Source organism: Priestia sp. JNUCC 25, from assembly GCF_053667915.1.
On record NZ_CM132211.1, the window covers coordinates 1,053,908 to 1,079,195 of the forward strand.

A 25,288-nucleotide genomic window follows, 5' to 3' on the forward strand; every position below is an offset into this window, starting at 1 on the left:
TGATAGATTGCGAGGAGGAAGTCAGATGACGCAGACATCACTTACACAGTTAATGAACAGTTTACCGGATTTATTAGCACCAAGCATGGCGAAAGATCATCCTAATTTACCGGTGGTAAAAGCAGAGGGCTGCTACTACTACGGAGCTGACGGAAAAACGTATTTAGATTTTACATCGGGTATTGCAACAGCTAATACAGGTCATCGTCACCCTAAAGTTGTACAAGCGATTAAAGATAGCGTTGATCATCTTATGCACGGCCCGTCAGGTGTGATTATGTACAAATCTATTTTACAGCTTGCTGAAGAATTAAAAACAGTATTGCCAAGAGGCCTGGACTGCTTTTTCTTTGCCAACAGCGGAACTGAAGCAATAGAAGGAGCGTTAAAGCTAGCAAAGTACGTGACGCAAAGACCTTATACGGTTTCGTTTATGGGCTGCTTTCACGGCCGTTCTCTCGGAGCGCTTAGCGTGACGACATCCAAAAGCAAATACCGTAAATTTCTTCAGCCATCGGGCTTAACGTATCAAGTGCCTTATGCAGACGTGACTCAGTGTCCAAAAGGAGAAGATCCGGAAATCTACTGCGTGGAAAAGTTAGAAAAAGATTTTGACACGTTGTTTAAGCATCAAGTAACGCCGGAAGAAGTGGCGTGCATGATTGTAGAGCCGGTTCTTGGAGAAGGCGGCTACGTAATCCCTCCGAAAGCATGGCTGCAAAAAATAAGAGAAGTATGTGATAGACACGGCATTCTGCTTATTTTTGACGAAGTGCAAACAGGGTTCGGACGTACCGGCGAGTGGTTTGCAGCTCAAACGTTTGACGTGACGCCTGACATTATGGCAATCGCAAAAGGCATAGCATCAGGACTTCCGTTAAGTGCTACCGTAGCTTCTAAACAGCTCATGGAAAAGTGGCCGATTGGTACACACGGAACAACTTTTGGAGGCAACCCCATCGCTTGTTCAGCAGCACTTGCGACGCTAAACGTACTAAAAGAAGAAAAGCTGATTGAAAACTCAAAAGCAATGGGGAAATATGCAGCGGATCAGCTTCAGCATTTAAAGGCGAAGCATGAAGTTATCGGAAGCATTCGTTCAGTAGGACTAATGATTGGAATTGAAATTATTAATCCGAAAACAAAGCAAGGTGACGGAAATCTTCTTCTTGAGATTTTAGACAAATGTTTGGAAAAAGGGGTGCTGTTTTACCTTTGCGGAAATAGCGGAGAAGTGATTCGAATGATTCCTCCTTTAACGATTACAAAAGAAGAAATTGATTCGGGGCTTCGCGTTTTAGATGAAGCGCTAACGGAAATCACAAGTCTTCACGTGATTTAAGTAAAATCAAGACAGCTCTTGGCTTCAGTGAAAGATAGATTGACCTATACGAAGGAGGAATCTGTTATGAACGGACTGGATATGACGGTTATGTTTGTCTATTTTGGCGTATTGGTTGTAGCGGGTATTATTGGCTCGTTAAAAGCAAAGTCATCAGAAGATTTTATTTTAGCCGGAAGAAACTTAGGGATGTTTATGTATTTAGGATGTTTATCAGCCGTTATTTTAGGCGGAGCGTCAACGATTGGAACGGCTCAGCTTGGCTACGAGCACGGGCTGTCTGGCATTTGGTTTGTGACGATGATTGGACTTGGAATCATTACGCTTGGCACGATTTTTATTAAGCGGATTTCGTCGTTGAAAGTGACGACTATCAGTGAGCTGCTAGGAAAAAGATATAACGCTCAAGCGCAAATTATCAGCGCGGTTGTTGCCGCTATTTATACACTCATGGTATCAGTCACTCAGGTGATTGGAATGGGAACGATCATTCATGCGTTGCTTGGATGGAACATGACGGCATCGATGTTAATTGGCGGTTCGATTGTTTTGTTCTACACGATTTTAGGCGGAATGTGGAGCGTAACGGTTACTGATATTATTCAATTTGTTGTGATGACGGTGGCGATTTTTGGATTTATGCTTCCAATGAGCGTATCAGAAGCAGGAGGTTTTAAAGCCCTTACCGGAGATTTACCATCATCGTATTTTGATTTTTCATCGATTGGATACGGTCAAATCTTTCAGTATTTCCTCTTGTATACGCTTGGTATGGCAGTATCTCAAGATATTTGGCAGCGGGTATTTACGGCGCGAACAGAAAGAATTGCGCGAAACGGCTCCATTTTTGCAGGGGTGTACAGCATTGCCTACGCAATTGCGGGAAGCGTAATTGGAATGTGTGCGTATTTGCTGCTGCCAAACGCAGAAAGCAGTCAAAGCATTTTTGCGACGCTTGCGATTCAAATTCTGCCTCAAGGGTTATTAGGTCTCGTACTAGCGGGCGTTTGTTCGGCGCTGATGTCAACTGCTTCAGGAACGCTGCTTGCGTCTTCTACGCTGATTAGTAACGATATTATTAAAAAAGTGTGGCTTAAAAATATTTCAGAGAAAAACTATTTAGTTTTAACCCGTGTGAATACACTTATTGTCGGCGTACTTGCTATTATTTTTGCTCTTTGGATTCAAGACGTGCTTGTTGCTCTAGACGTGGCGTATGCGATTTTATCAGGAGCGATTTTTGTTCCGTTTGTTGTGTCGCTGTTTTGGAAAGACATTCATCCAAAAGCAGGAGTTTCAGCGATTGTTGTCAGTACGCTAGTAGTACTTGGAGGTCTATTAATTGAAGGGCTTTCTTCTACCACGCCAATTCTATACGGTATTTCAAGCAGCATCATCGTGATGGCTGGATTTGCGGTTATGGCTCGAAACAAAGAACTGTCTGACCAAGAGCCGGTAAGCGAAGATGTAAAATAAGAAAAGAAAGGCTTCTCCTTTACGGTGAGAAGCTTTTTATATTCCTGCTTATTATTTTAGCCAGTAATCGTACATACTAATGGATATTCCCAAAGAAAAGAGTGTTACAAATGGAACGAACACTGCTAAAAGGGCTAACTGTGTTGTGTACAGTTCTTTTTCCTTTTGTTGTAAAAAAATCGAAATTTAAAGAAAGGCTGATTGTCTTTTTTGCAAAAGGGATTTTGGCCACGCTTATTGATGCTTATGCTGTAAACACGAATCGAATCAAATATCCTGTTCGGCCGTATCCTCGCATTTTTTCAACTAATATTTTATATGATCTGCTGTTTTTTCCTTTGCTAAGTATGGTTTGGGTTAGACAATCTTATGAAGACAAGCTTCCTGCAATCTTACTAAAAAGCTTGATGTGGAGCGTTCCGATGAGTATCAGCCAGTGGTATTTAGAGAGAAATAGCAATCTGTTTAAATGGAAAAAGTGGACCATCTTTCATACATTTGCAAGTATTAGTTTTACATTGCTGACAATCAGGGGGTTAGCTGGCCTTGTCAAAAAAGCAGATAAAAAGCTATAGTTCAGCTTTTTATCTGCTTTTTTATGCACAAATCTAGACAACATCTATCAAGCAGGAGTAAACTAAATGCTCAGATTATACAGATAAGGAGATTGTCAAATGAAAAGCAGAACGTCCGTAATGGTTAGTATTGTGCTGGCAATGCTAGTGGCTTCGCTTGATTCAACGATTATGAATACGACGATGCCCGTTATTGCAAAAGAGCTTGGAAGATTTGATTTGTACGCGTGGTCGTTTGCTTCGTACATGATCGCAAGCACGATTTTATCTCCAGTAGCGGGAAGATTATCGGATTTATTTGGCCGCAAAAAAGTATTTGGGTTTGGAATTATTGCTTTTTTAATTGGTTCGATGCTTTGCGGCGTGGCAAATACGATGATTCAGCTTGTTCTTTTCCGTGCGGTTCAAGGAATAGGAGCAGGGTTTATGGTGGCGTTTCCCGCTATTATTGCCGGAGACTTATTTCCCGTAGAGAAACGAGGGAAAATTCAGGCGCTGTTTACAACGATGTGGGGATTATCAGCTGTGTTAGCTCCGCTTTTAGGCGCTTTTTTTGTGGATTATTTAACGTGGAGATGGATTTTCTTTATTAATTTACCGGTATGTATCGTTTCATTTCTTACGTTAATGCCGTACCAAGAAAGCTATGAGCCGAAAAGAGCAAAAGTCGATTACATCGGTGCCATTTTGTTTGGAGCGGGCGTTACGTCGCTGCTGCTTGTTACGGTAGTGGAACAGAACCGAGTTGTGTATACAGTCGCGGGACTTATTTTATTAGTGATTTTTTATCTCCATGAACGAAAACATGCTTCTCCGATTGTACCGCTGTCCATGTTCCAAAACAAAACGCTGTCATGGATTAATATCAATGCGTTTATTGGAACGGTGGCCTTATTCGGTACGTCAAGCTACATTCCGTTATTTTTACAGCGAGTAGCGCATCTGTCACTGTTTATGAGCGGAGTAGCGCTGTTAGGGACGGCGGTCGGATGGATGTCTGTATCCGTGCCTGCAGGTAAATGGATTTTAAAACATGGCTACAGAAAGCTGTTGTTAATCGGGAATGTGCTGCTGGTTGGCTCGGGAACACTTCTGCTTATGCTAAATGAAAGTCACGGTTTCTTTTATGTGTTTTGCGTCATGATTGTGCAAGGACTATCGTTTGGTCTGCTTTCTACGGTTGGAGTCATTGGTGTACAGCAATTAGTAGGAGGACATGAAAGAGGTATTTCAACGTCGTTTTTTATGTTTTGCAGAAACATGGGAACAGCAATCGGTGTTACCATTATGGGTGCGTTGCTGACTTCAGGCGGAAGCTTTATGGGAGGCATTCATCACTTGTTTTTATTTGGCTTTGCAGGAAGCATCGTGGCTTTATTGACTTCCTTAAAAATTCAAAACGATACGGAATCAAAGCACAGCCGAGCTGCTAGTTGAGGGAATTTATGCTAAATATGTTTATTTCATAAAAAAACGGGAAGAAACCAAGTAAGGTCATAGAATTGCCTGAGAAATCGTAGGCATATTCTTCTTCTTCTTTCACTTACTACATGTGGGACGCCGGGTATCGGCGTCTTTTTTTTGTGCTGTAAAGGAGCTGCTTATATTATCCATAAATAATCTTGTTCAAATAATGGGACTTTTTACAAAAATAAGTCTTTAAATGGTAAGATAGATTAGGTATAATTTAGTAGTTATTTAGCATATTCTAGAAATGTTTGGCTAAGTTTGTACGAAAAAGTGAAAGGGGAAATTTCATGTCTTGGATCACCAAATGGTCGTTTAAAAATAAAGCGGCTATCACCATTATGTCTATTTTAATTTTAGCTTTAGGAGTCATTAGTTATTTTACACTTCCGATGGAATTCCTGCCGACCGCTGATCAGCCTCAAGTGTCAGTAGTGGTTATGGGGCAAGGAACGGATGCAGACTCGATGGAAAAACAAGTGACGTCACCAATTGAAGAAGCGGTAGCCGGTGTTAAAGGAAAAAGTAACGTGTATTCGACGACGGGAGACGGCTATTCCAAAATCGATATTTCATTTGAATCCAAAACGGATATGAAAGAAGCAAAAACAAACGTCCAAGAAGCGCTGTCTTCGGTGCAACTTCCAGCCAGCGTATCAGAGCCTAATGTTATTCAATTAAATACCTCAATGATTCCCATCGCAGATATTTCACTCACATTTAAAGAAGGATTAACAAGAGACAATCTGGATCTTGCAGAGAAAAAACTGATCCCTAAATATAAAGACGTTAAAGGCATTGCGAGTGTTCAAACGTATGGAACAGCGGATTCCTACGTGTCTATTAAAGTTGATAATAAAAAATTGTCACAAAAGAACGTGACGATTGATAAAGTCATCAGCGTGTTAGAAGGAAAAAACACGTCGCTTGCAGTTGGAGAAAAAGTCATTAATAACAAGTCGAGCAACATCAACGTAACTGGTAAAATTGACAGCTTGGATAAAGTGAAAAAGCTGACGGTTGCACCGAATGTAACGCTAGGGGACCTTGCAAAAGTAGAGGTGAAAAAGCCTGAAGGCGTCGTGACGCATATTAACGGAAAAGATGCACTTTTACTTATTGTGACAAAAGACAGTCACTCAAACGCCGTTAGCATTACAAAAGAAGTAAAAAAACTGTCTCAGCAAATTAACAAAGACTATAACAATGTGCACGCTTCTGTATTTTTTGCCACAGGAGACAGCGTGCAAAACTCTGTTCATTCCATGATGAAAGAAGTGTTGCTAGGCGCATTTTTTGCGACCGTTGTAATCATGCTGTTTTTACGCAGCGTTCGCTCTACGTTTATCACAATTGTATCCATTCCTTTATCGCTTTGCTTTACGCTTTTCCTATTATCCAAATCAGGTGTCACGCTTAATATTTTAACGCTTGGAGGAGTAGCGGTAGCGATTGGAAGATTGGTAGATGATAGCATCGTTGTTATTGAAAACATCTTTCGAAAAATGCAAAAAGAAGAATTTTCGCTTGGCTTGATTATTGATGCGACAAAAGAAGTAGGCTCTGCTATTACCGCTTCTACGCTAACGACAGTGGCCGTCTTTTTACCAATCGGCCTTGTAAATGGAGGTCTTCAAGACTTTATGCTTCCGTTTGCTCTAACGCTGACGTATTCGCTGCTATCTTCATTAATTGTGGCGCTTACCGTTGTACCGTTAATGAGCGCCGGATTATTAAAAAATGAAAAACTTCGCAAGCACAAACAGCCGGTTCGTTTTACAAAGGTTATTACGTGGTCGCTTAATCATAAATGGGTTGTGCTGCTGCTTTCGCTGCTTTTATTTGTCGGATCTATTGGTGCCTACACGATGATGCCTAAAGGAGCGGTGGATAACTCTTCATCTGACTTTGTAGGCACGACGTTAAGCTATCCAAATAATACGCCAATTAAAACCGTAGAAGAAAAATCACTGCAGCTTGAACGCTATATTTTAGCTCAAAAAGAAGTGAAAGATGTATATATGCAGCTTGGTAATACAGACGAAGGAGCAAAGTGGGGAGACGTTGGGTCGCCTACTGAAGCTACGTATACGATTATAGTAAAAGACAGTGAAAACATTGATTCGCTGATGAAACGAATCCAAAATCAAAAGAAACTCTATGACGGAGGGGACCTTAGCGTCAGTGCTGCTTCACTAATGGGAGCTTCCACTACTTCCATTACCGTTGATGTGATTGGAAACGACATGAACAAATTAGAAAAAACAGCAAGCAGCATTAAGAAAGAAATCAGCGATATAAAAGGAGTAGACAAAGTTTCTACCAACCAAGACGAAAAGAAAACCATTTACTCTTTAGATGTAGATCCAACAAAAGCGAACACTCAGCAATTAGCGCAGCAGCTTGGCGTTATGCTGAATAAAACGCCGATTGGAGCGATAGATTTAGAAGGCAAGCAAGCAAACGTACTTCTTGAATCTGTCCTAAATCCAACATCACCAAAAGAGTTAAAAGATATTTCTATTATGACAGAGGCAGGACCGTCACCTGTTTCAAAGGTGGCTTCACTAACGCAATCTGAAAAGCCAACAAATCAGTTTCATAAAAATGGAGACCCGTATATTCAAGTAACAGCGGATGTCAATCCAGAAAAGCTTTCAGAGATTAATAAAGACATTCAAACAACGATTTTTGGAGACGGTAAGAATAAAGGACTGTCCATTTCAAAAGATGTTGACGTTGTAATCGGCGGAGCAAGCACTCAGCAAGGAGAAGATTTCTCTGACTTGTTCATTACAATGCTCGTGTCAATTGGTATTGTGTTCTTAATTATGGTGATTACGTTTAAAACGATTCGCACGCCGTTTGCGATTTTATTTTCACTTCCGCTTGCTGCAATCGGTGCCGTGTTAGGTTTATTAATCAGCCGTATTCCAGTAGATATAACGGCTTTACTTGGAGCATTAATGCTGATTGGTATCGTTGTGACCAATGCAATTGTACTTCTAGACCGCGTGAAGCAAAATGAAAAGAAAATGATTATGCGCGATGCCATTGTCGAAGCAGCCGCTACGCGTATGCGTCCAATTGTCATGACGTCCGCTGCTACGATTTGTGCAATGCTGCCGCTTTTATTTAAACAAAGCGAAAGCGGAAGCCTTGTTTCTCAAAGTCTAGCAGTCGTTGTAATCGGAGGATTGGCCGTTGCGACTCTGCTTACACTTGTAGTCATTCCCGTTGTATATGAACTGCTTCATTTCAGAAAATCGAAAAAGCAAAGAATACAGCAAAAACAGCAGGAAGACGTAACGCCGCTATAATGTTTAAAAGAGGTTAGGACATAAGTATGTTAGGTGAAGGAAGATCCGAACGATAAATCGTTCGGATTTTTTTATTGGTAGAATGAACGTAGGTTTCATGTCTGTAGTTGCTTCTAGCTGGTGATTGGAGGGTAAGACGAAGACTCCTGCGGGAAAAGCGGAACAGGTGAGACCCCGCAGGAGCGCAAGCGACGAGGAGGCTCACCGGCCGCCCGCGGAAAGCGAAGTCTCGCATGGAAATCACCAGCGGTGTCACAAGCGGTTCAATTCATTCCTCCCATTTGTTTGTCTTTAGGTGGAATTGATTTGGATATGTCTCAGGCTCTTTTTTATGAAACCCTTTGGCTAGTCAAACGTATAGTTATATAAAGAAATGGAGGGATAGTGTGTTTGGAATAAAAGAGCTGTGCTCTGTTTGTCAAAAAGAAATTCAGCCTGGTGAAGAAGTATGGATACGGATGAAGTATCCAAGTAAAAGAGGCATGACTGAAATTAAAGCTTTTTTACATCAAGAAGCGCAGTTTGTATGCATGGACTGCTTTGAAAAAACAAAAAAATGAGTCAAATGCAGATGTTCTCTTTTCAAAATATTGACATAGTATATTCTATAGTTTAATATTTAGATAATTATCTAAATACTTAAATATGATGGAGATGAACTTCAATTGAATGAAACGTTTAAAGCCCTGGCGGATCCCACTCGCAGGAAGATTTTAGAGCTGTTAAAAGAACGGGATTTAACCGCAGGAGAAATTTCCGAGTATTTTAACATGACCAAACCAAGCATCTCAAATCATTTAAAAATCTTGAAGCAAGCGGACCTCGTTCAAGATGAAAAAAGAGGGCAGTTTGTGATTTATTCGCTAAATACAACCGTTTTTCAAGATTTAATCGGCTGGTTTTTCAGCTTTCAGAAAGGAGAGAGTTAAATGAAAAAGCATTTATTTCCTTTAGGCATTACCCTTTTAACACTGGTTGCATGGCTGATTGCACTGCCGCACCTTCCAGCTACGATGCCCATCCACTGGGGGGCAAATGGAGAAGCAGACGGATTTGCAACAAAGATAAATGCAATGATCTTAACAGTAGGAATCATGGCACTGATTTATTTTATCATCGCATTTGTTCCGCGAATTGACCCGCGTAAAGAAAATTATAAGTACTTTTCAAAAACGTATAACATCCTGTTAAACGCCGTACTGCTATTATTCTTTTTTGTAAATATGAGTACTATTTTACAGGGGCTGGGCTATAACGTGCCGATGGCGTACATTGCTCCGATTATCGCTGGACTCGTTTTTATCATTATTGGAAACTACTTGCAGCGCGTGCGCTCTAACTATTTTATGGGGATTCGTACACCGTGGACATTGAGCAATGAAACCGTATGGAAAAAGACGCATCGGTTATCTGGAAAGCTCTTTTTTATCGGCGGACTGCTAATTCTTATTAGCGCTTTTTTACCTGATGGATACAAGTCAGTTATCATGTGGGGGAGTATCGTTCTGTGCGTGGCGATTCCTTATCTGTATTCGTACCTGGCGTATAAAAAAGAAATGAATATGTAAGCATACCAAAAAATCCGGTGAATCCACCGGATTTTTTTATGGATAACATATCGGCCGTAACGCCACCGTTCGTGTCACGCCGGCTGATGGGAATAACTAAAGCATAAAGTATGAAACGCGTTTCAGGTCAAGACTTACGATGAAAAACTTACACTTCTTTGCGGTCGCTTGCTTCAGGCGGCTTTTCAATCCACCCGTTTTTAATCATCACTTCGCTGCAGCGCCCCGCTACTTTTAAGTCTCGTAAAATACATGCTTCACAGTGACCGACAATATCAAGCCTCATGCTGGTGGTCATCGCAGTTGCATAGTATGTAATGGCTACCTTGAACATTGCTCCTGCGTGAAACGTCATCAGCTTTTCTGAAAAAGGCGCGTGTGTAGATGTTGTGATTTCATTATCCAAAAGCGGAGGAGTATGAAGGTTTTCTTCGTGCATAATGGAAGAATAAAGTTCAATATGCTTGTGGGCTACATCAAGCCCCGTCTCCATGACTTTCCGCACGTCTTTTCGTTTACTTACTTGTTTAAACGCAATTAAAAGAGCTTTGGTTACCATGCTTTTACGTAAATTAAAATAAATATTTCCGGCTTCATTTGCGTTTAAAAGACGCTGCTTTCCGACAAAATCAAGAGCGTAAGACAAATCTGTGATCGACTCTTGTTTTTTCGGATTTAAAAAATAAGGAGCCGGCACATAAAGATTTTTTGCTAAAAGCAAATCGAGCGACCGATTGTAGATTTCCATCGCATCTAAATTACATTGATGATAATAATCTCGAATATCCCGGCGAATCGACACGCTAAACGAAATGCCGTACCCTGACAAGCCGTGAATCGTCATGTCGTGAAGATATTTCAGCCAAAACGAGTCTGTAAAAAGCGGAGGTGCGTGCAAGTCCACATCTTCATCTGTAAATCCGTTTGGCAGCGGAAAATGTTCGGCCCGAAAAATGGCAGTCAGCAGCTCAATATGCTTTTTCGATAACTCCAGCGAAAAGCCAAACAGCGACCGAATCTTGGCATCCGTCACCGTTGCAAGAACGTGTTTCGCGACACAAACCGCCAGCGTATCCTGATGGTACTGCGCGCATAGACTCGTTATTTCAGTTGAAGTCAAACGCTTGCTTTCTGCGTTCAATAGGCTTTCCTCCTATCTATAAAAATGTTACGTATCTATGAAAAAACAGATAAGTATAGTGTGGACAAGGGTGTGTTAAATTATTCCATAGGTCAATTTGGAAAAAGAAAATAACGGCTAGGGTATACGTCTAGAGAAACATTGTTTTTTCGTTTTACTGTTATGAATAGGAACTACCAAAAGAATTTTTCTCAACTCTGTACTCTAACAATTTCCTCTATCTGTTTTCCAAAACTACCCAATATGCTAACATAAAGATAGAACCCCTAAATGGACAAGTGATGGATAAGATGTAAAAGGAGAGTTTCGATGAAGTTTTTTGATGAAGTTTTTTAAGGATGCTTCTAAACGGGAGCATCAAAATTGGAATAAAGCTGTGTCGGCAGGTTTTTATATACTTTTATTGCTGCTGTTTGTGAACATAATAATGTATACCTATAAAGGTGCCGAGTTAGTGTCGTCATCTTCTATGTTTTGGACAGGGATCGTTGTGACGTTTGGCTATCAGTTTATTTTAAATAGAAAAAGTGAGAAAAAATGAATAAACAGCCTTGGCACCGTTCAGAAAAATTTCTGCTGCTGCTGTGCTTTTTTGCACCGCCTATTGGTTATGTGGCTGTGATCGTGAATAAGAAAAAGCTAAGCCGAGAACTGTGGCTGAGTAACTTAACGGTAGCTACTATTATAATGTCCATATGGCTGCTGAAGTTTTTACCTCATCAGTGGGGAACGATTATTTTATTAACGGGCGTGGGAATCTATTGATATCATCGAATTTTGAAGAAGTTTAAGAAATAGGGGCAGGAATAAAGAAAGTTAAATTTTCCCCCTTTGATATTTTGAAAAAAGAAGTTAAAATATTATAGTAATACAAATTTGTTCTACCCATGTAAATAAAAGTATGTATTTAATATGTTTTATAATTAGTTAAGAATAGAGCCAACCAAAGCGGTTGGTTTTTTGTATGAGTTCATTCTTTTTTTGTGGAAATTGAAGAATAGTATCCGATGTAAAGCTAGAGCATATAGGCAGGTGTTAAAACTGTCGGATCCGTTCTTTAAACAGGAGGCAGCCAACTAGTGTCGATAAAGAAAAAGTTATCCGTATTCTTTACTTTGCTGGTATTGTGTATTCTACTAGCGAATAATACCTTGCACTACATTCGATCAAAAAATAGATTAATAGAATTTAACAAAAAAGAAATCACGCTGGTAACAGAGGAAATTGCGTACGAAGTCGAAAACTCAAAAAATAGTGCTTCCTATATGGAAAATCGAATGGCACAAGAATTAAGAACGGCTTCGGTTGCGATTCAGGATTCTTTGCCTGCTGATTACCATGACGTCAGCAATGACGAGTTAAAGCGACTGGCTAAAAAACTGATGATATCTCACATTACATTATTAGCTCCTGCGGGAGATGATATTATAGGCGTAAAATCTTCTGATCCTAAGGAAATCAATATGTCTACAAAAGAGTGGGGCTATTGGTATACATCTTTTCGGCAGCTGCTTTCTCAGCAGACGATTACTACCAAAAAAGGAGTGACTCTACCTCACTTTTGGAGCGGTCCGATTGAAGTAGCCTCCAGCAACCCTAATCACATTGACAAGTGGGGCTATTATTACGACGGGTCTACTAATTATATTATTGATCCTTATTTCCGTGATCGGCACGTACTGGATTTTGAAAAAAGGTTCGGTCCTACGAACGTGATGAACCGCTTCACAGAAAATCTGGAAGGCGTTCTTGAACTAACCGTTTTTAACCCCAAAAATTTCGGGAAAAGAAATCAAAACGTATACTTAAACGGCAATAAATATATTAAAATAAAAGATCAGCCGATTTGGTACGGAACATACACGTACCGAAATACCGAACGGGATAAAAAATCCATACAAGAGGTCTTAAAAACGGGAAAATCACAAAGCTATCTTGCTGAAATTAACCATAAAAAAGTATTAAAGACATTGGTACCGATTAAAGAAAAAAACACTCCAGCTTATGTAATAGGCGTAGTGTATGACTACGGACTTATTGAAAAAGAACTGCAGCAAGAATTAATTAAACATTTATTATTGTCTCTTCCGTTTATCTTTATTGTCCTTATTATAAGCTTTATCTTCTCTACATCCATTACGCGGCCGATTAAACATATTATGGAGCACGTGAACCAAATCGCTAAAGGTAATTTCGGCAAGGTGCTGAATACAAGAAGAAAAGATGAGCTGGGAGGACTTGTAGCAAACATCAACCACCTTTCTCACTTTTTAAAAACATATGTAGATGATTTAAAGAAAAGTCAGGAAGAAAGTGAGTATCATGCGTACCACGATTTTTTGACAGGATTGCCGAACAGAAGATATTTTAAAGAACAATTAAACAGGCGCTTAATTGAGTCGAAGGAAAAGTCCATTCGTCACGTAGCCGTGTTATTTATGGATATAGACCGGTTTAAAGATATTAATGATACGCTAGGGCATTCAAAAGGAGATCAGCTTATACAGCTGATAGCTAACCGAATTAAAGAATGTCTTCCTTCTGCTAACAGCTTTCTTACAAGGCAAGGAGGAGACGAGTTTGTCATTTTATTCAGTGATTTTACACCGGAAGAAGTTAAAGGTATCACCGAGAAGATCATGGCGTATGTTCAACAGCCCTGCTACATTGACAACGATGAAGTGTTCGTCAGTATAAGCAGCGGATTAAGCTTTTATCCCGAGCATTCTACGAATTTAGATACGCTTATTACGTATGCAGATGTTGCCATGTATGCTTCAAAAAGACAAGGCGGCAGTAAAGTAAGTATCTATCATGACTCGTTAAATAAAAAACAAGCTGAAAAAGTTCACATCGAAACGCGCTTGCGAAAAGCAATTCAAAAAGGCGACATTGACGTTTACTATCAGCCGAAAATAGAAGCAAAGCGCAATGTAATCACCGGCGTAGAAGCATTAGTTCGCTGGAATGACGCAGAGCTTGGATTTGTTTCTCCAGAAGCGTTTATCCCTATAGCAGAAGAAGCTGGTTTGATTCAATACTTATGGGAAGTTGTGATGAAGAAAGCTTGTTCTCAAGTCAGCGAATGGAATAAGGTCTCAGACGAAAAAATGACACTGGCGGTCAATTTTTCCCCGCGGCAATTTCAAGATCCGGTTGTTTTGGTTAATGAAATTAAACACTTTCTTTCGCTGCATAGATTTGATCCCGCTTGGTTTGAAATGGAAATTACAGAAAGTACACTGCTTATGAACGCGGAAGAAACGATTAAAGCTTTACATCTGTTAAAGAAATATGGTATATCAATTTCTATCGATGATTTTGGAACCGGATATTCTTCGTTGAGTTATTTAAAAAAATTACCAATCGATTGTTTGAAAATCGACCGGTCTTTTATCCAAGATATTCAAGAAGATTACAGCAACAGTGAAATTGCCCAGGCGATTATCAGCTTATCTCAAAGCTTAAAGCTGGAGGTAATCGCAGAAGGTGTAGAAGAAGAATATCAAAAAGCGTTTTTAATGAAAAATGGCTGTGATCACATGCAGGGATACTTGTTTAGCAAGCCTCTTGCTGCAGAAGATTTTGAAGAAGCGTTTTTAAATAGCTGAAGCAAAACCATCATTTAAAAATAAACTTACTAAGAAAAGGGAAGAGGACATAAAAAGATGGCACTAAGTACACAAAATTTAATTGCTCAAAAATTTTTAGAAACACTAGGCACGAATTCAACTGAAATAGATAAAAAAATAGGTCAAGCTGACACATTTATGAATGCGGTGAAAGAGCTGATTGATTTATGCGGAGACAATCCGGAAAGAGACGGCCTTGAAGAGACGCCGTACCGCGTGCTAAAGGCGTTTTTAGAATACACGGAAGGCTACCGAGAAGATCCGAAAGCTCATTTGGAAAAAACATTTGATGTGAATCACAATGAATTGGTGTTAATACGAGACATTGAATTTCACTCAATGTGTGAACATCACTTTGCGCCTTTCTTTGGCGTTGCCCACGTTGGGTATATACCGGATAAAAAAATTACAGGTTTATCTAAAATCGCTCGTACGGTAGAAGGATACGCAAAGAGATTTCAAGTTCAAGAACGTCTAACAAATGAAATCGCAGATGCAATCGAAGAAGTGTTAGAACCGAAAGGAGTTATGGTGATTATTGAAGCAAAGCATATGTGCATGTGCGGAAGAGGAATTAAAAAATCTTCAGCTTCTACAGCCACTTCATCCGTTCGAGGAACATTTATGGAAAAACCAGAGGTTCGTGGAGAATTTTTATCTCTTTTACAGCGACAAATGTAAAGAAACAAAAAGCCATATAAGCTGAGAAGCAGAAGCGAGGTGAGCTGTATGCAACATGTTGACGTACTGATTATTGGCGGAGGACCCGCTGGTATCTCTGCTGCCGTGTGGTGTAAAAGGCTAGGCGTTGATTGCTTGCTTCTTGAAGAGCAGGCACAGTTAGGCGGACAGCTGTTTACTATTTATAATGAGATTATTGATTATCCCGGAATACAAGCGGAAAATGGAATTGAGATGCAGCGTAAAATGGTTCAGCATTTTATCGATATGGGCTGCCTATATGAAGTGAATACAAAAGTAATTTCCATTGATGAACGTTCTAAAACAGTAAAAGTAAAGCAGCAAGAAACAGAAAAGGAAATTGGCTATACGTATCTTATTTTAGCAACGGGCTCTAGTCAGCGAAAGCTCGGAGTGCCTGGTGAGCAGCAAATGATTGACCGAGGAGAAGTATATTCAGCTTCAGCAGACGGAGAACGGTTAAAAGGCAAAAGGGTTGCTCTCATTGGCGGAGGAGACCGGGCTTTTGAAGGAGCACATCTTTTAGCATCACAAGCAAAACAAGTATATTTGATTCATCGTTCTACGCATTTCAAAGCAAGAGAGCAATACGTTGAAAAAGTTCTTTCCGACCCCGGTGTTAAGGTAATTACAGATACCGAAGTGACGGCTATCCACGGAAAGCATCACGTCACATCGATCGATTTAAAAAGTAAAAACAGTGAATGTAAGAACCTATCGGTAGACGCAGTGCTGATTAGGCTAGGCATAGCACCCAATGTTGAACTTATTAAAGAAAAAGTCACCACTACACAAAGCGGGCTCATCGTCATCAATGAAGTGCATCAAAGCAGCGACCCATCTATCTATGCAATTGGAGACGCGTGCACGACTCCTTTGTTTTCTAGTATCAGCTCTTCAGCCGGTCAAGGAGCGATTGTAGCCAAGTATGTATCGAGCCTTTTGAAAAAGTCATGAGATCAAAAGCATCTATCAAATCGATAGATGCTTTTTTTACGTAACGTAGTAGAAAAAACATAGCAGAAGTATATTCACAGGCAGACAAATCGTTTGGAAAAAAGCAATGTAGTTTTTAGGCACAGCGCTGATTCTTTTTACTAGAATACACTCGGTAATGAAATTAAAAAGAATAATGATAGAAGCGACCGTTATATACGCCCAGACGTTCTGCTGAAACAAACGAGTAAAAAGAGGCGAGAAAAGAAGTAGAAAAGCAGCGGTTTGAAAGGAACCTCTAGAAAATAAGTCATATTTTTTAGGACTTTGAGTCACGCTATCCCTCCTTTATATGTTTTATTTTACCAAACTAAAAAGACTTTAAAAACGTTTTCAGCTATCTTTACCTGAGATGTTCCTCAATTGGGGAAAGTAAGGTAAAATATATGTCAAATATAGCTTATAATAATATAAAAGAAATAGATAAAAGGAGGCGCCATGAGATCTTGCCGGATAAAAACACGGAGAAGGAGCAGTCGATCATGATCATGAAACGTCTTGATCGTTTGAATACGCAGCTTTTAAAAGAATACAGTGAAGGTATTTTTTTTATCAACTGTGAAGGCGATATCATGTTTAGCAACGAAGCAGCCTTCAAGCTAACGGGAAATGAACACAAAGAAAAAAGCCAGCAGCTGACAGCTCTTATACATACGTCGAAACAACAGCAGGCACAAGATTTCTTTCAACGTGCTTTACAAGGGGAAAAAGTTCAGTTTTCGACGACGATTAATCACAACACAAAAAAAGAACTTCATTTGGATATTACTCTCATTCCTATTATCGTAAGTGAGCAAGTAGCAGGAGTCTACGCCGTGTGCCGAGATGATTCAAAAGAACAAGAGCGCTCTAATCACATTTCTAAATTAGAAACGCATTTAAAAATGGAGCAAAAGCTTGCGAATGTAGGAAGCTGGTATTACGATGTGCGGGAAAATAAAAGCTATTGGTCGCCTCAGCTGTATAATATTTACGGATTAAATCCTAATCAGCACTTTACTCCTTCTTTAAAGAACGTTCTTCAATTCGTCAATCGCTGTGGCCAAAAAAGATTAGAAAAAGCCGTTATGGAGGCACTTTCGACGGGAGGAAGCTACACGATTGAATATACACTGCTGCGGCCGAGCGGTGAAGAACGTACGGTGTTTGAGCAAGCGGATGCACTAGTAGATGAGCAAGGGAACATCGTACAGCTGATTGGCGTTGTGCACGATATTACCGAATCAAAAGTAATTACGAATGAATTAAAGCAAAAAGAACAGCAGTTTCAAACGATTTACAACAATTTGGATGCTGGAATATGGTCCGTTGATGTGCAGAGCAATGAAATGATTGTCTGCTCTAGTGGTGTTAGCAACATTTACGGAGAAGATGCGGCTAAATTTTTAGGAAATAGAGATCTGTGGGAAAGCTGTATTCATCCAGAAGATAAACCAGCTGTGGCAAAAGGGCAGCATCAATTACAAAAAGGAAAAATGATTCGTCAGCAGTATCGAATCTACACAAAAACAGGTGAGATGAAATGGGTAAAAGATCGATGCATTCCCACGCTTGACGAAAACGGCAAGCTGATGCGCATAGACGGCATTGTTGAAGATATTACCGCAGAAAAAAAGTACATGGATCATGTTGAATATCTTGCAACTCATGATCATGTGACAAACTTACCGAATCGAAGAAAGTTTGAAAGAGAATTAAAAAATTTCATTCGACAAATGAAAAAAGAAAGAGATTTATTAGCGGTTTTTTATCTAGGACTGAATCGCTTCAAACATATTAATGACACATTAGGCCATGACGTAGGCGATCGCCTGCTGCAGCGTATCGCCAATCGGTTAAAAAAGTGCGTTACGCCAGATGTGATGCTAGCTAGAGCAGGAGAAGACGAGCTTGCGATTTGTTTTTTATCTCTTGCACATATCAATGAATGTCAAAAGCTAGCTGCTGCTCTTTTACAAGAAATCGAAAAAGAAATTACCATTGACGACTTTTCTCTGTACGTTACAGCCAGTATAGGAATCAGCATCTATCCGCATGACGGTGAAGATGCGAAGATGCTACTAACGAATGCTAACCTTGCTATGCGGCGTGCAAAAGAAGTCGGACGAAGCGACTGGCAGCTGTACTCTCCGTTAATGGACAGCGAGACGTATAAAAGCTACCATCTGGAAAAAGGACTGCGCAACGCACTTCTTCAAGATGAGTTTTTTATTGAATATCAGCCAAAGGTTCATACAAACAGCAGAGAGATTGATAGTATCGAAGCGTTAATTCGCTGGAATCATCCGGAATGGGGACGCGTATCACCGGAAGACTTTATTCCATTAGCAGAAGAAACTCATTTAATTATTGAACTCGGCGACTGGGTAATCCAGCATGTGTGCAAGCAGCTGCAGCAGTGGAAGAATCAAGGATTACAAATCGTGCCCGTTTCGATTAACGTCTCGTCTAAACATTTGCTGAAACGCGGATTTGTAGAGCACGTTCAACAAACGTTAGCTCATTACAACATCGATCCTTCATTCATTGAATTTGAAGTGACGGAAAGCTCCATTATTCAGTATGAAGAACACGTAAAAAAAGTCATGGATGAATTAAAGAAAATTGGCGTAACGTTTGCATTAGATGATTTTGGCACCGGTTTTTCTTCGTTATCACATTTAAAAGACTTCGAATTTAACACGCTCAAAATCGATAAAACATTTATTCAACACGTGACCGATAAAGGAAAGCAGCAGGCGATTACAAAAAGCATTTTATATTTAGCTCATGCTCTTAACATGAAAGTAATTGCAGAAGGCGTTGAAACAAAAGAGCAGCTTGCCTTTTTACAAAAGCATGAATGTACATTTATCCAAGGCTATATTGTCAGCCAGCCGGCTGCTCCTCAAAAAATTGCTGAATATTTAAAGAGGCGATTTCTATAAAAAAGTGATGTCTCCGTCGAGACATCACTTTTTTACGCTTGAATAGGTTTTCGAAGCGTCCAAATTTGGTAAAACATATAAAGAGACTGATAGATTGTCAAATACGTCAGCAAGATTCAGCCGTTCATTAAGTACGGATAAATGGCTTGCTATACAGAGTAGATTACTGATAAGGCATGTAAACTGGGAGGGGTCAAGAGAGGGAGGTTCAGAAATGATTGTTAAGCTAGCTGAAGAAGAAAATGAAGTAAGTTATAGCAGAATCTTATGGAAGTACTATAGGTAAATTGTTTTAAATATGTTAAAAATTCTGACAAAACCAAAGACAAAGAAAACGTTATCGATTATAATAGAAGAATAATGAATGATAGTCATTCATTATTCTTCTTGCTGTTTATAAATTTCCATCACATTAATCATAAATGAATGATAGTCATTCATTTATGCGCATCAAAATAGAAGGGGGTGTGTATGAGAATTATATTAGTTGAATGGAGGAAACAAGATGGAAGGTAAGCCAAGTGCTACATTTGTTCGTACGCTAACGCTTCGATCACTCGTCATTTTAGGTCTTGCATATATGGCTCCAATGACGGTTTTTACTACATATGGAGTTGTAGCTCAAACTACGCATGGCATGGTTTCTATGGCATATGTCCTTGCCCTTGCAGCGATGCTATTTACCGCATACAGCTACGGGCATATGGCTAAAGAATATCCTTTATCAGGCTCGGCCTATACGTATACGCAAAAATCTATAAGTCCTCACATAGGATTTCTTGTCGGCTGGTCTGTGCTTTTAGATTATCTTTTTTTACCAATGATTAATTTTTTGTTAGCGGGAACTTTTTTATCAGCTGCGTTTCCGTCTATTCCATCGTCTCTTTGGATTTTACTTTTTATTGTTATTATTACTTGTATAAACGTGTTTGGTATTCAAATGACAGCAAAAGTGAACGGGATACTTGTTCTTTTTCAGTTTCTTGTAACAGCTCTATTTGTTGTCTTATCGATTAAGAAAATGATAGAAGGAGAAAGTGATATTCTGTTCTTTTCTTCTTTACAGCTCTTCGATTCAGGGAATTCTTTTTCTTTTGTTCTTTCAGGAGCTTCAATTCTTTGCTTATCTTTCCTTGGATTTGATGCTGTGACTACACTTTCTGAAGAAACGGTTGATCCAAAGAAAAATGTACCAAAGGCTATTTTTCTTGTAGCATTTATAGGGGGAATACTTTTTATACTCGTTTCGTACATTACCCAGCTTGTTTATCCAAACTATCATTCATTTAAAGTTGTAGATTCTGCTTCGTTTGAAATAGCAGCCTATATTGGAGGAACGCTCTTTTCATCTGTTTTTCTTGCCGGAATTATCACTTCAACGATTGCATCAGGAATTTCTTCACACGCCAGTGCTTCGCGGCTGCTTTATGCAATGGGCAGAGAATCAATGCTGCCTAAAAGACTGTTTGCCTATATACATCCCAAATATAAAACACCATCGCGAAACGTTATTTTTATTGGAGTACTTTCATTAAGTGCACTTGCAATGGACCTCGTTACAGCTGCTTCCTTTATCAATTTTGGCGCGTTAATTGCATTTACATTTGTAAATATCTCAGTTATCTTTCACTATTATATCCGTGGAAAACAAAGAGATGTTAAAGGCACATGCCGTTATTTAATCAGTCCCATTATTGGAGCAGGCTTTACAATTTGGCTATGGACAAGCTTAGATATAAAATCTATTTCGTTAGGGAGTGTTTGGGTTGTTATAGGCTTTATTTATCTAGTATACAAGACGTCATTTTTTACAAAAGCACCGCCCCAATTTACTTTTGATGAAAAAACAGAGCCAAACCAGCTCAAAACCGAACATATATCTTGATAAAGTACGTTAATAATTATCTGAAATTTCTAATATAAAAGGAGAGGTTAAAATGAAAGAAACAGTAAAAGTTGGTCTTATTCAAGTTAAGTGTGAAGAAAGCGTTGAAGCTAATATTAACTACACGTTCACAAAAATTAAAGAAGCCGCAGCGAATGGAGCTCAAATTATTTGTCTACAAGAACTATTTAACGCTCAGTACTTCCCTCAAAGTGTTTCACCGGCAGGATATGAGCTGGCTATACCAGCAGAGAGCTCCGTATTAAAAGAAATGGCAGAACTTGCAGAAGAGCTGAAAGTTGTATTAATTGTTCCTTTTTATGAAAAAGCAGCTAGAGGCGTTTATTTTAATAGTGCAGCCGTATTCGACGCAGACGGAACTTGCTTAGGAATTACAAGAAAGAACCACATTCCTGATGGTCCGAACTATCATGAAAAATATTATTTTGTTCCAGGAAATACGGGATATCCTGTATATGAAACGCAATATGGAACAATCGGAGTAGGAATTTGCTGGGATGAGTGGTTCCCAGAAGTAGCACGAATTCTGTCCCTGCAAGGAGCGGATATTCTATTCTATCCTTCTGCGATTGGTTCAGAGCCTGATCATCCTGAGCTTTCAACTCGTCCTGCATGGGAAAAAGCTATTTCAGCACACGGGATTTCAAATGGAGTCTTTGTTGCTGCGGTGAACCGGGTGGGAACTGAAAAAGAGATGACCTTTTACGGAGGAAGCTTTGTAAGCAATCCAATGGGAGAAATTCTACAATCTTTAACGGATGAAGAAGGGATTCTGATTCAAGAAGTTGACTTAAAAGAAATTGATTCAACACGTAATCTGCTTCAGTTTATGCGTGACAGAAGACCAGATACGTACGAATTATTATTAAAAAAAGAAGCATTCCGCGCACCTTTAAATATATGAGCTTGATTTCTAGTATAAAAAGAAAGGAGCCAAACAGAATGATACATAAAACAAGCTGGATTTGGGATGATCGATTTTTACGCCATGACACGGGCAAGATTCAGTATGTATTTGAAGGTGGAGAAACAGTAGAGCCTTGTGACGAGTTTGAAAACAAACATCGAATGAATGTAATCAAAGAAATGATTGAAAAAAGCGGTTTAGTGCATCACTTAGTTAGACAATCACCTTATGAAGCATCAGATGAAGATTTACTTCGGGTTCATACTAAAAACCATATCGGGCATGTTCAAAAAGCATGTGAAGCGGAAACAAGGGAGGTTGGACCTGAGGCCTATGCATCTGCTGAAACGGAAGGGATCGCGAGGCTATCTGCAGGTGCCGTCATGAAAGCGGTAGATACGGTGATGGAAAGTGAAACAATAAGTAAAGTCTATGCTCAAATACGTCCGCCAGGGCATCATGCGTCTTCAGACCAAGCAATGGGCTTTTGTTTTTATAACAATGTAGCTGTAGGCGCTGCCTATGCAATTGAACATTACGGGTTAAAAAGAGTCGCCATCTTGGATTGGGATGTTCATCACGGAAACGGAACGCAAGACATCTTTTATGAACGTGACGACGTACTCGTTATTTCGATTCATGAAGAAGATTATTTTCCATTAGAATCCGGTCAGGTACATGAAGCCGGACAAGGAAAAGGGGAAGGGTATAATGTAAATATACCCGTACCTTCCCTGACCGGAGATGAAGGCTATCGATATGTATTCGAATCCATCATTGCACCAGTTATTAGCCAATTTGAGCCGGAGCTTATCATAATATCAGCGGGGCAAGATGCAAATGCACTAGATCCTATTTCTCGCTTAATGGTGACAAGAGAAGGATTTAAATATATGGCAAACAAAGTGCGAGAATTAGCAGAAACATATTGCGAAGGAAGGCTGATTGTAGCACAAGAAGGAGGATATAACCTAGCATATCTTCCTATCGCCACCATGGGAGTTATTGAAGGACTTACCGGTGTAGATGTGAACTGGAAAGATCCGCACGTTTTGCCGCACAGAACAACACCGACTGCTCTATTCCAAGCAGTAGATAACGTTGTAAACTATCAGAAAAGGTTTTGGAAGTTTGCTGAGAAGGAAAGCTTTTGTTGAGGTAAGGTTATTAAAGCAATTAATAGCGTCGATATGTTAGAAACAAATAAATGAAATCACATGACAAAAAAGAGTCTCCGTAACGGAGACTCTTTTAAAATACCAATTAACGTAACAATTGAAGTACGTTTTGCGGCTGCTGGTTAGCTTGACTTAACATAGCTTGAGAAGCCTGAGATAAAATTGAATTCTTTGTTTGTTCCATCATTTCTTTCGCCATCGCGCGAACATTTGCTTTTACAAATGACTAGACTATATCTTCACCCTCTCAAAAAAAGTAGGGGTTGGGCACTTCGGATATAAATAAGCGGAACAGCAGATTTTTATCCTACAGATTTCATCGTCATAGCAGGCTGCCTTAGACGGTCTATCTTAGTCGTTGAACTTTCTCCAGAGTTTCCTCACAGGAGCTTAGCTGCTGATTGCCCAATCTTTTCTTTTTTTAAACCGTTGCGCCTGTTGTTTCCAACTACGCTGTGGTAAGAAAAGCTCTTAGGGGTTTCCAGCAATTCACCCAATTATAATCACTAGCCGTTACCAGCTAGGACGACTGTGCTTGTTGCTGCTTAGGCAGCTAAAGCATAATCTACGTCACGGATACGTGATTCCGCAGCTGTTAGGTTTTCAGATGATGTGCTTAGGTTGTTAATCGTGTGTTCTAAACGATTTTGTTTAGCACCAAGTTGAGAACGCTCATCTGAAACATTTTTAATTGCTGTATCGATTGTATCGATTGCAGCAGTAGATGTAGCAGCATCTACACTTAAATCAATATCTTTAACTCCTAAACTAGTTGAGTCCATTTTAGCAAACGTTACATCAATTTTTTGATCTTTATTCGCCCCAATCTGAAAAGTGAACTTCCCAGCATTTCCACCTGTACCGTCTAATAACTTCTGAGTGTTAAATTCTGTGTCGGTAGCAATTCTATCTACTTCACTTATTAGGTCAGTCACTTCTTTTTGAATTTCAGCTCTATCATCTGTAGTATTTGTATCACTACTTGATTGAACAGCCAATTCACGAACACGTTGCAAAATAGAATGCGTTTCGTTTAATGCACCTTCCCCAGTTTGGATCATTGATACTCCATCTTGAGCATTACGAGAAGCTTGATCCAATCCGCGAATCTGCCCGCGCATCTTCTCAGAAATTGCAAGACCTGCTGCATCATCAGCGGCATTGTTAATACGCTGGCCAGAAGATAATTTCTCCATGGATTTTGCTTGTGCATTGTTAGCTGTGTTGTACTGACGGTACGTGTTTAAAGCTGTAATGTTGTGATTAATTCTCATTTTCCTTACCTCCGTATAATGGTTTTACTTCTTGGTTTACATCCTTGTATGCAAGAAGTGTCCCGCTTTGAGCCGGGATAAAAGCAATCGAACATCTTTGGAAAATATGTTCATACTATATATCGACTGAGAGGTGAGGTTGTTTATACTTTCCATTAATTTATTAAATAAAAAATTTGTGCGTATATAAAAAGAAAAACCAGTTCTCTATATGAACTGGTCTTTAGCATTAATGAGTAGCTCCGCCTGAAACTAAAATATCATCTTCCGTTACAATTGTGGTTTTTGCGATGGAAAGCAACCCTTGCACAATCAAATCCAACGACATACTCGCTTTCCCTGGATGATTCACGGCTTGTTCAGGAAGGTAAGGGATATGAACAAATCCACCTTTAATACAACAGTTTTGAATCATGTTCATGAGTCCGTAAAACACGTGGTTACAGACAAAGGTTCCAGCAGTTTGAGAGACGCTGCTTGGAATGCCTGCTTGGCGCAGGTTTTCGACAGCTGCTTTAATTGGCAGTGTCGAAAAGTATGCGGCAGGGCCGTTTTCAATAATAGGGCGATCAATGGGCTGCTGGCCAATATTGTCAGGGATTCGAGCGTCGTCTACGTTAATAGCAACGCGTTCGACCGTAATTCCTTCTCTGCCGCCTGCTTGTCCAACGCAAATGACGATGGAGGGGCTTATTTCTTCTATATAAGTATGAAGCTTTGAGAGTGATTCACCAAAAACAGTAGGGAGAGGCTTGGCAATAATTCGGTAGTCTTCAACAGCAACACCGTCTAAAGTTTTTACAGCTTCTAACGATGGATTAATGCTTTCGCCTTCAAATGGTTCAAACCCGGTTAATAATACAGTTGTCATTCTATT

The 25,288-nt window shown here is 39.7% G+C and carries 21 protein-coding genes and 2 pseudogenes; 18 read left to right on the forward strand and 5 right to left on the reverse strand.

Going from position 1 to position 25,288, the window contains the following annotated elements; all coding sequences use genetic code 11:
• Positions 1-25 precede the first annotated feature (25 nt).
• From JNUCC25_RS05455 to JNUCC25_RS05495, 9 genes and pseudogenes are all read left to right on the forward strand, one after another.
• Positions 26-1,342 carry an aspartate aminotransferase family protein gene (locus JNUCC25_RS05455; protein WP_454222895.1) on the forward strand — a complete coding sequence of 439 codons (1,317 nt, stop codon included), beginning with the start codon at positions 26-28 and terminating at the stop codon, positions 1,340-1,342.
• 66 nt (positions 1,343-1,408) lie between these two features.
• Positions 1,409-2,818, forward strand: a complete 1,410-nt coding sequence (locus JNUCC25_RS05460; protein ID WP_064471375.1) for a sodium:solute symporter — start codon at positions 1,409-1,411, stop codon at positions 2,816-2,818.
• Between the two features lie 110 nt (positions 2,819-2,928).
• On the forward strand, positions 2,929-3,393 hold the full coding sequence (locus JNUCC25_RS05465) for a CBO0543 family protein (RefSeq protein WP_454222897.1): 465 nt from the start codon (positions 2,929-2,931) through the stop codon (positions 3,391-3,393).
• A gap of 99 nt (positions 3,394-3,492) precedes the next feature.
• Positions 3,493-4,830 carry an MFS transporter gene (locus JNUCC25_RS05470; RefSeq protein WP_064471377.1) on the forward strand — a complete coding sequence of 446 codons (1,338 nt, stop codon included), beginning with the start codon at positions 3,493-3,495 and terminating at the stop codon, positions 4,828-4,830.
• A 320-nt stretch (positions 4,831-5,150) separates the two neighbouring features.
• Positions 5,151-8,180, forward strand: coding sequence for an efflux RND transporter permease subunit (locus JNUCC25_RS05475; RefSeq protein WP_454222899.1), 3,030 nt, complete (start codon positions 5,151-5,153; stop codon positions 8,178-8,180).
• A 135-nt stretch (positions 8,181-8,315) separates the two neighbouring features.
• Positions 8,316-8,549 (forward strand): annotated as a pseudogene (locus JNUCC25_RS05480) (hypothetical protein); the annotation flags it as partial.
• 17 nt (positions 8,550-8,566) lie between these two features.
• Entirely contained in the window at positions 8,567-8,740 is a 174-nt protein-coding gene (locus tag JNUCC25_RS05485; protein WP_097813325.1) for a Fe3+ hydroxamate ABC transporter substrate-binding protein, read from the forward strand.
• A gap of 105 nt (positions 8,741-8,845) precedes the next feature.
• Positions 8,846-9,109, forward strand: coding sequence for an autorepressor SdpR family transcription factor (locus JNUCC25_RS05490; protein ID WP_013082079.1), 264 nt, complete (start codon positions 8,846-8,848; stop codon positions 9,107-9,109).
• Complete coding sequence (locus JNUCC25_RS05495) at positions 9,110-9,748, forward strand: SdpI family protein (protein ID WP_338789166.1); 639 nt, start codon at positions 9,110-9,112, stop codon at positions 9,746-9,748.
• A 148-nt stretch (positions 9,749-9,896) separates the two neighbouring features.
• Here the strand turns inward: JNUCC25_RS05495 and JNUCC25_RS05500 are convergent, their stop codons facing one another.
• Entirely contained in the window at positions 9,897-10,889 is a 993-nt protein-coding gene (locus JNUCC25_RS05500; protein WP_454222901.1) for a DUF3231 family protein, read from the reverse strand.
• Between the two features lie 322 nt (positions 10,890-11,211).
• Here JNUCC25_RS05500 and JNUCC25_RS05505 point away from each other — a divergent pair, with 322 nt between their 5' ends.
• The 5 genes from JNUCC25_RS05505 (at position 11,212) to JNUCC25_RS05525 (ending at position 16,180) form a co-directional block, all read left to right on the forward strand.
• On the forward strand, positions 11,212-11,430 hold the full coding sequence (locus JNUCC25_RS05505; RefSeq protein ID WP_041816506.1) for a hypothetical protein: 219 nt from the start codon (positions 11,212-11,214) through the stop codon (positions 11,428-11,430).
• On the forward strand, positions 11,427-11,654 hold the full coding sequence (locus JNUCC25_RS05510; RefSeq protein WP_263033130.1) for a hypothetical protein: 228 nt from the start codon (positions 11,427-11,429) through the stop codon (positions 11,652-11,654). The genes JNUCC25_RS05505 and JNUCC25_RS05510 overlap by 4 nt, the downstream gene beginning before the upstream one ends.
• 314 nt (positions 11,655-11,968) lie before the next feature.
• On the forward strand, positions 11,969-14,500 hold the full coding sequence (locus tag JNUCC25_RS05515) for an EAL domain-containing protein (RefSeq protein WP_098278298.1): 2,532 nt from the start codon (positions 11,969-11,971) through the stop codon (positions 14,498-14,500).
• Between the two features lie 57 nt (positions 14,501-14,557).
• Positions 14,558-15,202 carry a GTP cyclohydrolase I FolE gene (folE, locus tag JNUCC25_RS05520; RefSeq protein WP_013055793.1) on the forward strand — a complete coding sequence of 215 codons (645 nt, stop codon included), beginning with the start codon at positions 14,558-14,560 and terminating at the stop codon, positions 15,200-15,202.
• A 48-nt stretch (positions 15,203-15,250) separates the two neighbouring features.
• Positions 15,251-16,180 (forward strand): NAD(P)/FAD-dependent oxidoreductase, encoded by a 930-nt coding sequence (locus JNUCC25_RS05525; RefSeq protein ID WP_454222904.1) that lies wholly within the window; start codon positions 15,251-15,253, stop codon positions 16,178-16,180.
• Positions 16,181-16,216: 36 nt separating this feature from the next.
• On the opposite strand, the gene JNUCC25_RS05530 is transcribed toward JNUCC25_RS05525, so the two are convergent.
• On the reverse strand, positions 16,217-16,495 hold the full coding sequence (locus JNUCC25_RS05530) for a hypothetical protein (RefSeq protein WP_013055795.1): 279 nt from the start codon (positions 16,493-16,495) through the stop codon (positions 16,217-16,219).
• Between the two features lie 206 nt (positions 16,496-16,701).
• On the opposite strand from JNUCC25_RS05530, the gene JNUCC25_RS05535 reads away from it, so the two are divergent.
• The 4 genes from JNUCC25_RS05535 (at position 16,702) to JNUCC25_RS05550 (ending at position 23,116) form a co-directional block, all read left to right on the forward strand.
• Entirely contained in the window at positions 16,702-19,146 is a 2,445-nt protein-coding gene (locus JNUCC25_RS05535; protein ID WP_098804513.1) for a sensor domain-containing protein, read from the forward strand.
• 505 nt (positions 19,147-19,651) lie between these two features.
• Positions 19,652-21,031, forward strand: a complete 1,380-nt coding sequence (locus JNUCC25_RS05540) for an APC family permease (protein ID WP_454222907.1) — start codon at positions 19,652-19,654, stop codon at positions 21,029-21,031.
• Positions 21,032-21,083: 52 nt separating this feature from the next.
• Positions 21,084-21,956, forward strand: a complete 873-nt coding sequence (locus JNUCC25_RS05545; protein WP_098526629.1) for a carbon-nitrogen hydrolase — start codon at positions 21,084-21,086, stop codon at positions 21,954-21,956.
• Positions 21,957-21,994: 38 nt separating this feature from the next.
• Positions 21,995-23,116, forward strand: a complete 1,122-nt coding sequence (locus tag JNUCC25_RS05550) for a class II histone deacetylase (RefSeq protein ID WP_176525704.1) — start codon at positions 21,995-21,997, stop codon at positions 23,114-23,116.
• A gap of 106 nt (positions 23,117-23,222) precedes the next feature.
• Here the strand turns inward: JNUCC25_RS05550 and JNUCC25_RS05555 are convergent.
• The 3 genes and pseudogenes from JNUCC25_RS05555 to pcp form a co-directional block, all read right to left on the reverse strand.
• Positions 23,223-23,336: pseudogene (locus tag JNUCC25_RS05555) on the reverse strand (flagellin); the annotation flags it as partial.
• Positions 23,337-23,682: 346 nt separating this feature from the next.
• The gene (locus JNUCC25_RS05560) at positions 23,683-24,411 is read right to left on the reverse strand and encodes a flagellin N-terminal helical domain-containing protein (protein ID WP_061859612.1); all 729 of its coding nucleotides are present in this window, start codon (positions 24,409-24,411) and stop codon (positions 23,683-23,685) included.
• 229 nt (positions 24,412-24,640) lie between these two features.
• Positions 24,641-25,282: a pyroglutamyl-peptidase I gene (gene pcp / locus JNUCC25_RS05565; RefSeq protein ID WP_013055802.1), complete on the reverse strand. Its 642-nt coding sequence runs from the start codon at positions 25,280-25,282 to the stop codon at positions 24,641-24,643.
• Positions 25,283-25,288: the final 6 nt, after the last annotated feature.

Bases quoted from the DNA above. Each gene is read 5' to 3' on its own strand.
- JNUCC25_RS05455 (WP_454222895.1), top strand. From the start codon at position 26: ATGACGCAGACATCACTTACACAGTTAATGAACAGTTTACCGGATTTA.
- JNUCC25_RS05460 (WP_064471375.1), top strand. From the start codon at position 1,409: ATGAACGGACTGGATATGACGGTTATGTTTGTCTATTTTGGCGTATTG.
- JNUCC25_RS05465 (WP_454222897.1), top strand. From the start codon at position 2,929: ATGGAACGAACACTGCTAAAAGGGCTAACTGTGTTGTGTACAGTTCTT.
- JNUCC25_RS05470 (WP_064471377.1), top strand. From the start codon at position 3,493: ATGAAAAGCAGAACGTCCGTAATGGTTAGTATTGTGCTGGCAATGCTA.
- JNUCC25_RS05475 (WP_454222899.1), top strand. From the start codon at position 5,151: ATGTCTTGGATCACCAAATGGTCGTTTAAAAATAAAGCGGCTATCACC.
- JNUCC25_RS05495 (WP_338789166.1), top strand. From the start codon at position 9,110: ATGAAAAAGCATTTATTTCCTTTAGGCATTACCCTTTTAACACTGGTT.
- JNUCC25_RS05505 (WP_041816506.1), top strand. From the start codon at position 11,212: ATGAAGTTTTTTAAGGATGCTTCTAAACGGGAGCATCAAAATTGGAAT.
- JNUCC25_RS05510 (WP_263033130.1), top strand. From the start codon at position 11,427: ATGAATAAACAGCCTTGGCACCGTTCAGAAAAATTTCTGCTGCTGCTG.
- folE (WP_013055793.1), top strand. From the start codon at position 14,558: ATGGCACTAAGTACACAAAATTTAATTGCTCAAAAATTTTTAGAAACA.
- JNUCC25_RS05525 (WP_454222904.1), top strand. From the start codon at position 15,251: ATGCAACATGTTGACGTACTGATTATTGGCGGAGGACCCGCTGGTATC.
- JNUCC25_RS05535 (WP_098804513.1), top strand. From the start codon at position 16,702: ATGATCATGAAACGTCTTGATCGTTTGAATACGCAGCTTTTAAAAGAA.
- JNUCC25_RS05540 (WP_454222907.1), top strand. From the start codon at position 19,652: ATGGAAGGTAAGCCAAGTGCTACATTTGTTCGTACGCTAACGCTTCGA.
- JNUCC25_RS05545 (WP_098526629.1), top strand. From the start codon at position 21,084: ATGAAAGAAACAGTAAAAGTTGGTCTTATTCAAGTTAAGTGTGAAGAA.
- JNUCC25_RS05550 (WP_176525704.1), top strand. From the start codon at position 21,995: ATGATACATAAAACAAGCTGGATTTGGGATGATCGATTTTTACGCCAT.
- JNUCC25_RS05560 (WP_061859612.1), bottom strand. From the start codon at position 24,411: ATGAGAATTAATCACAACATTACAGCTTTAAACACGTACCGTCAGTAC.
- pcp (WP_013055802.1), bottom strand. From the start codon at position 25,282: ATGACAACTGTATTATTAACCGGGTTTGAACCATTTGAAGGCGAAAGC.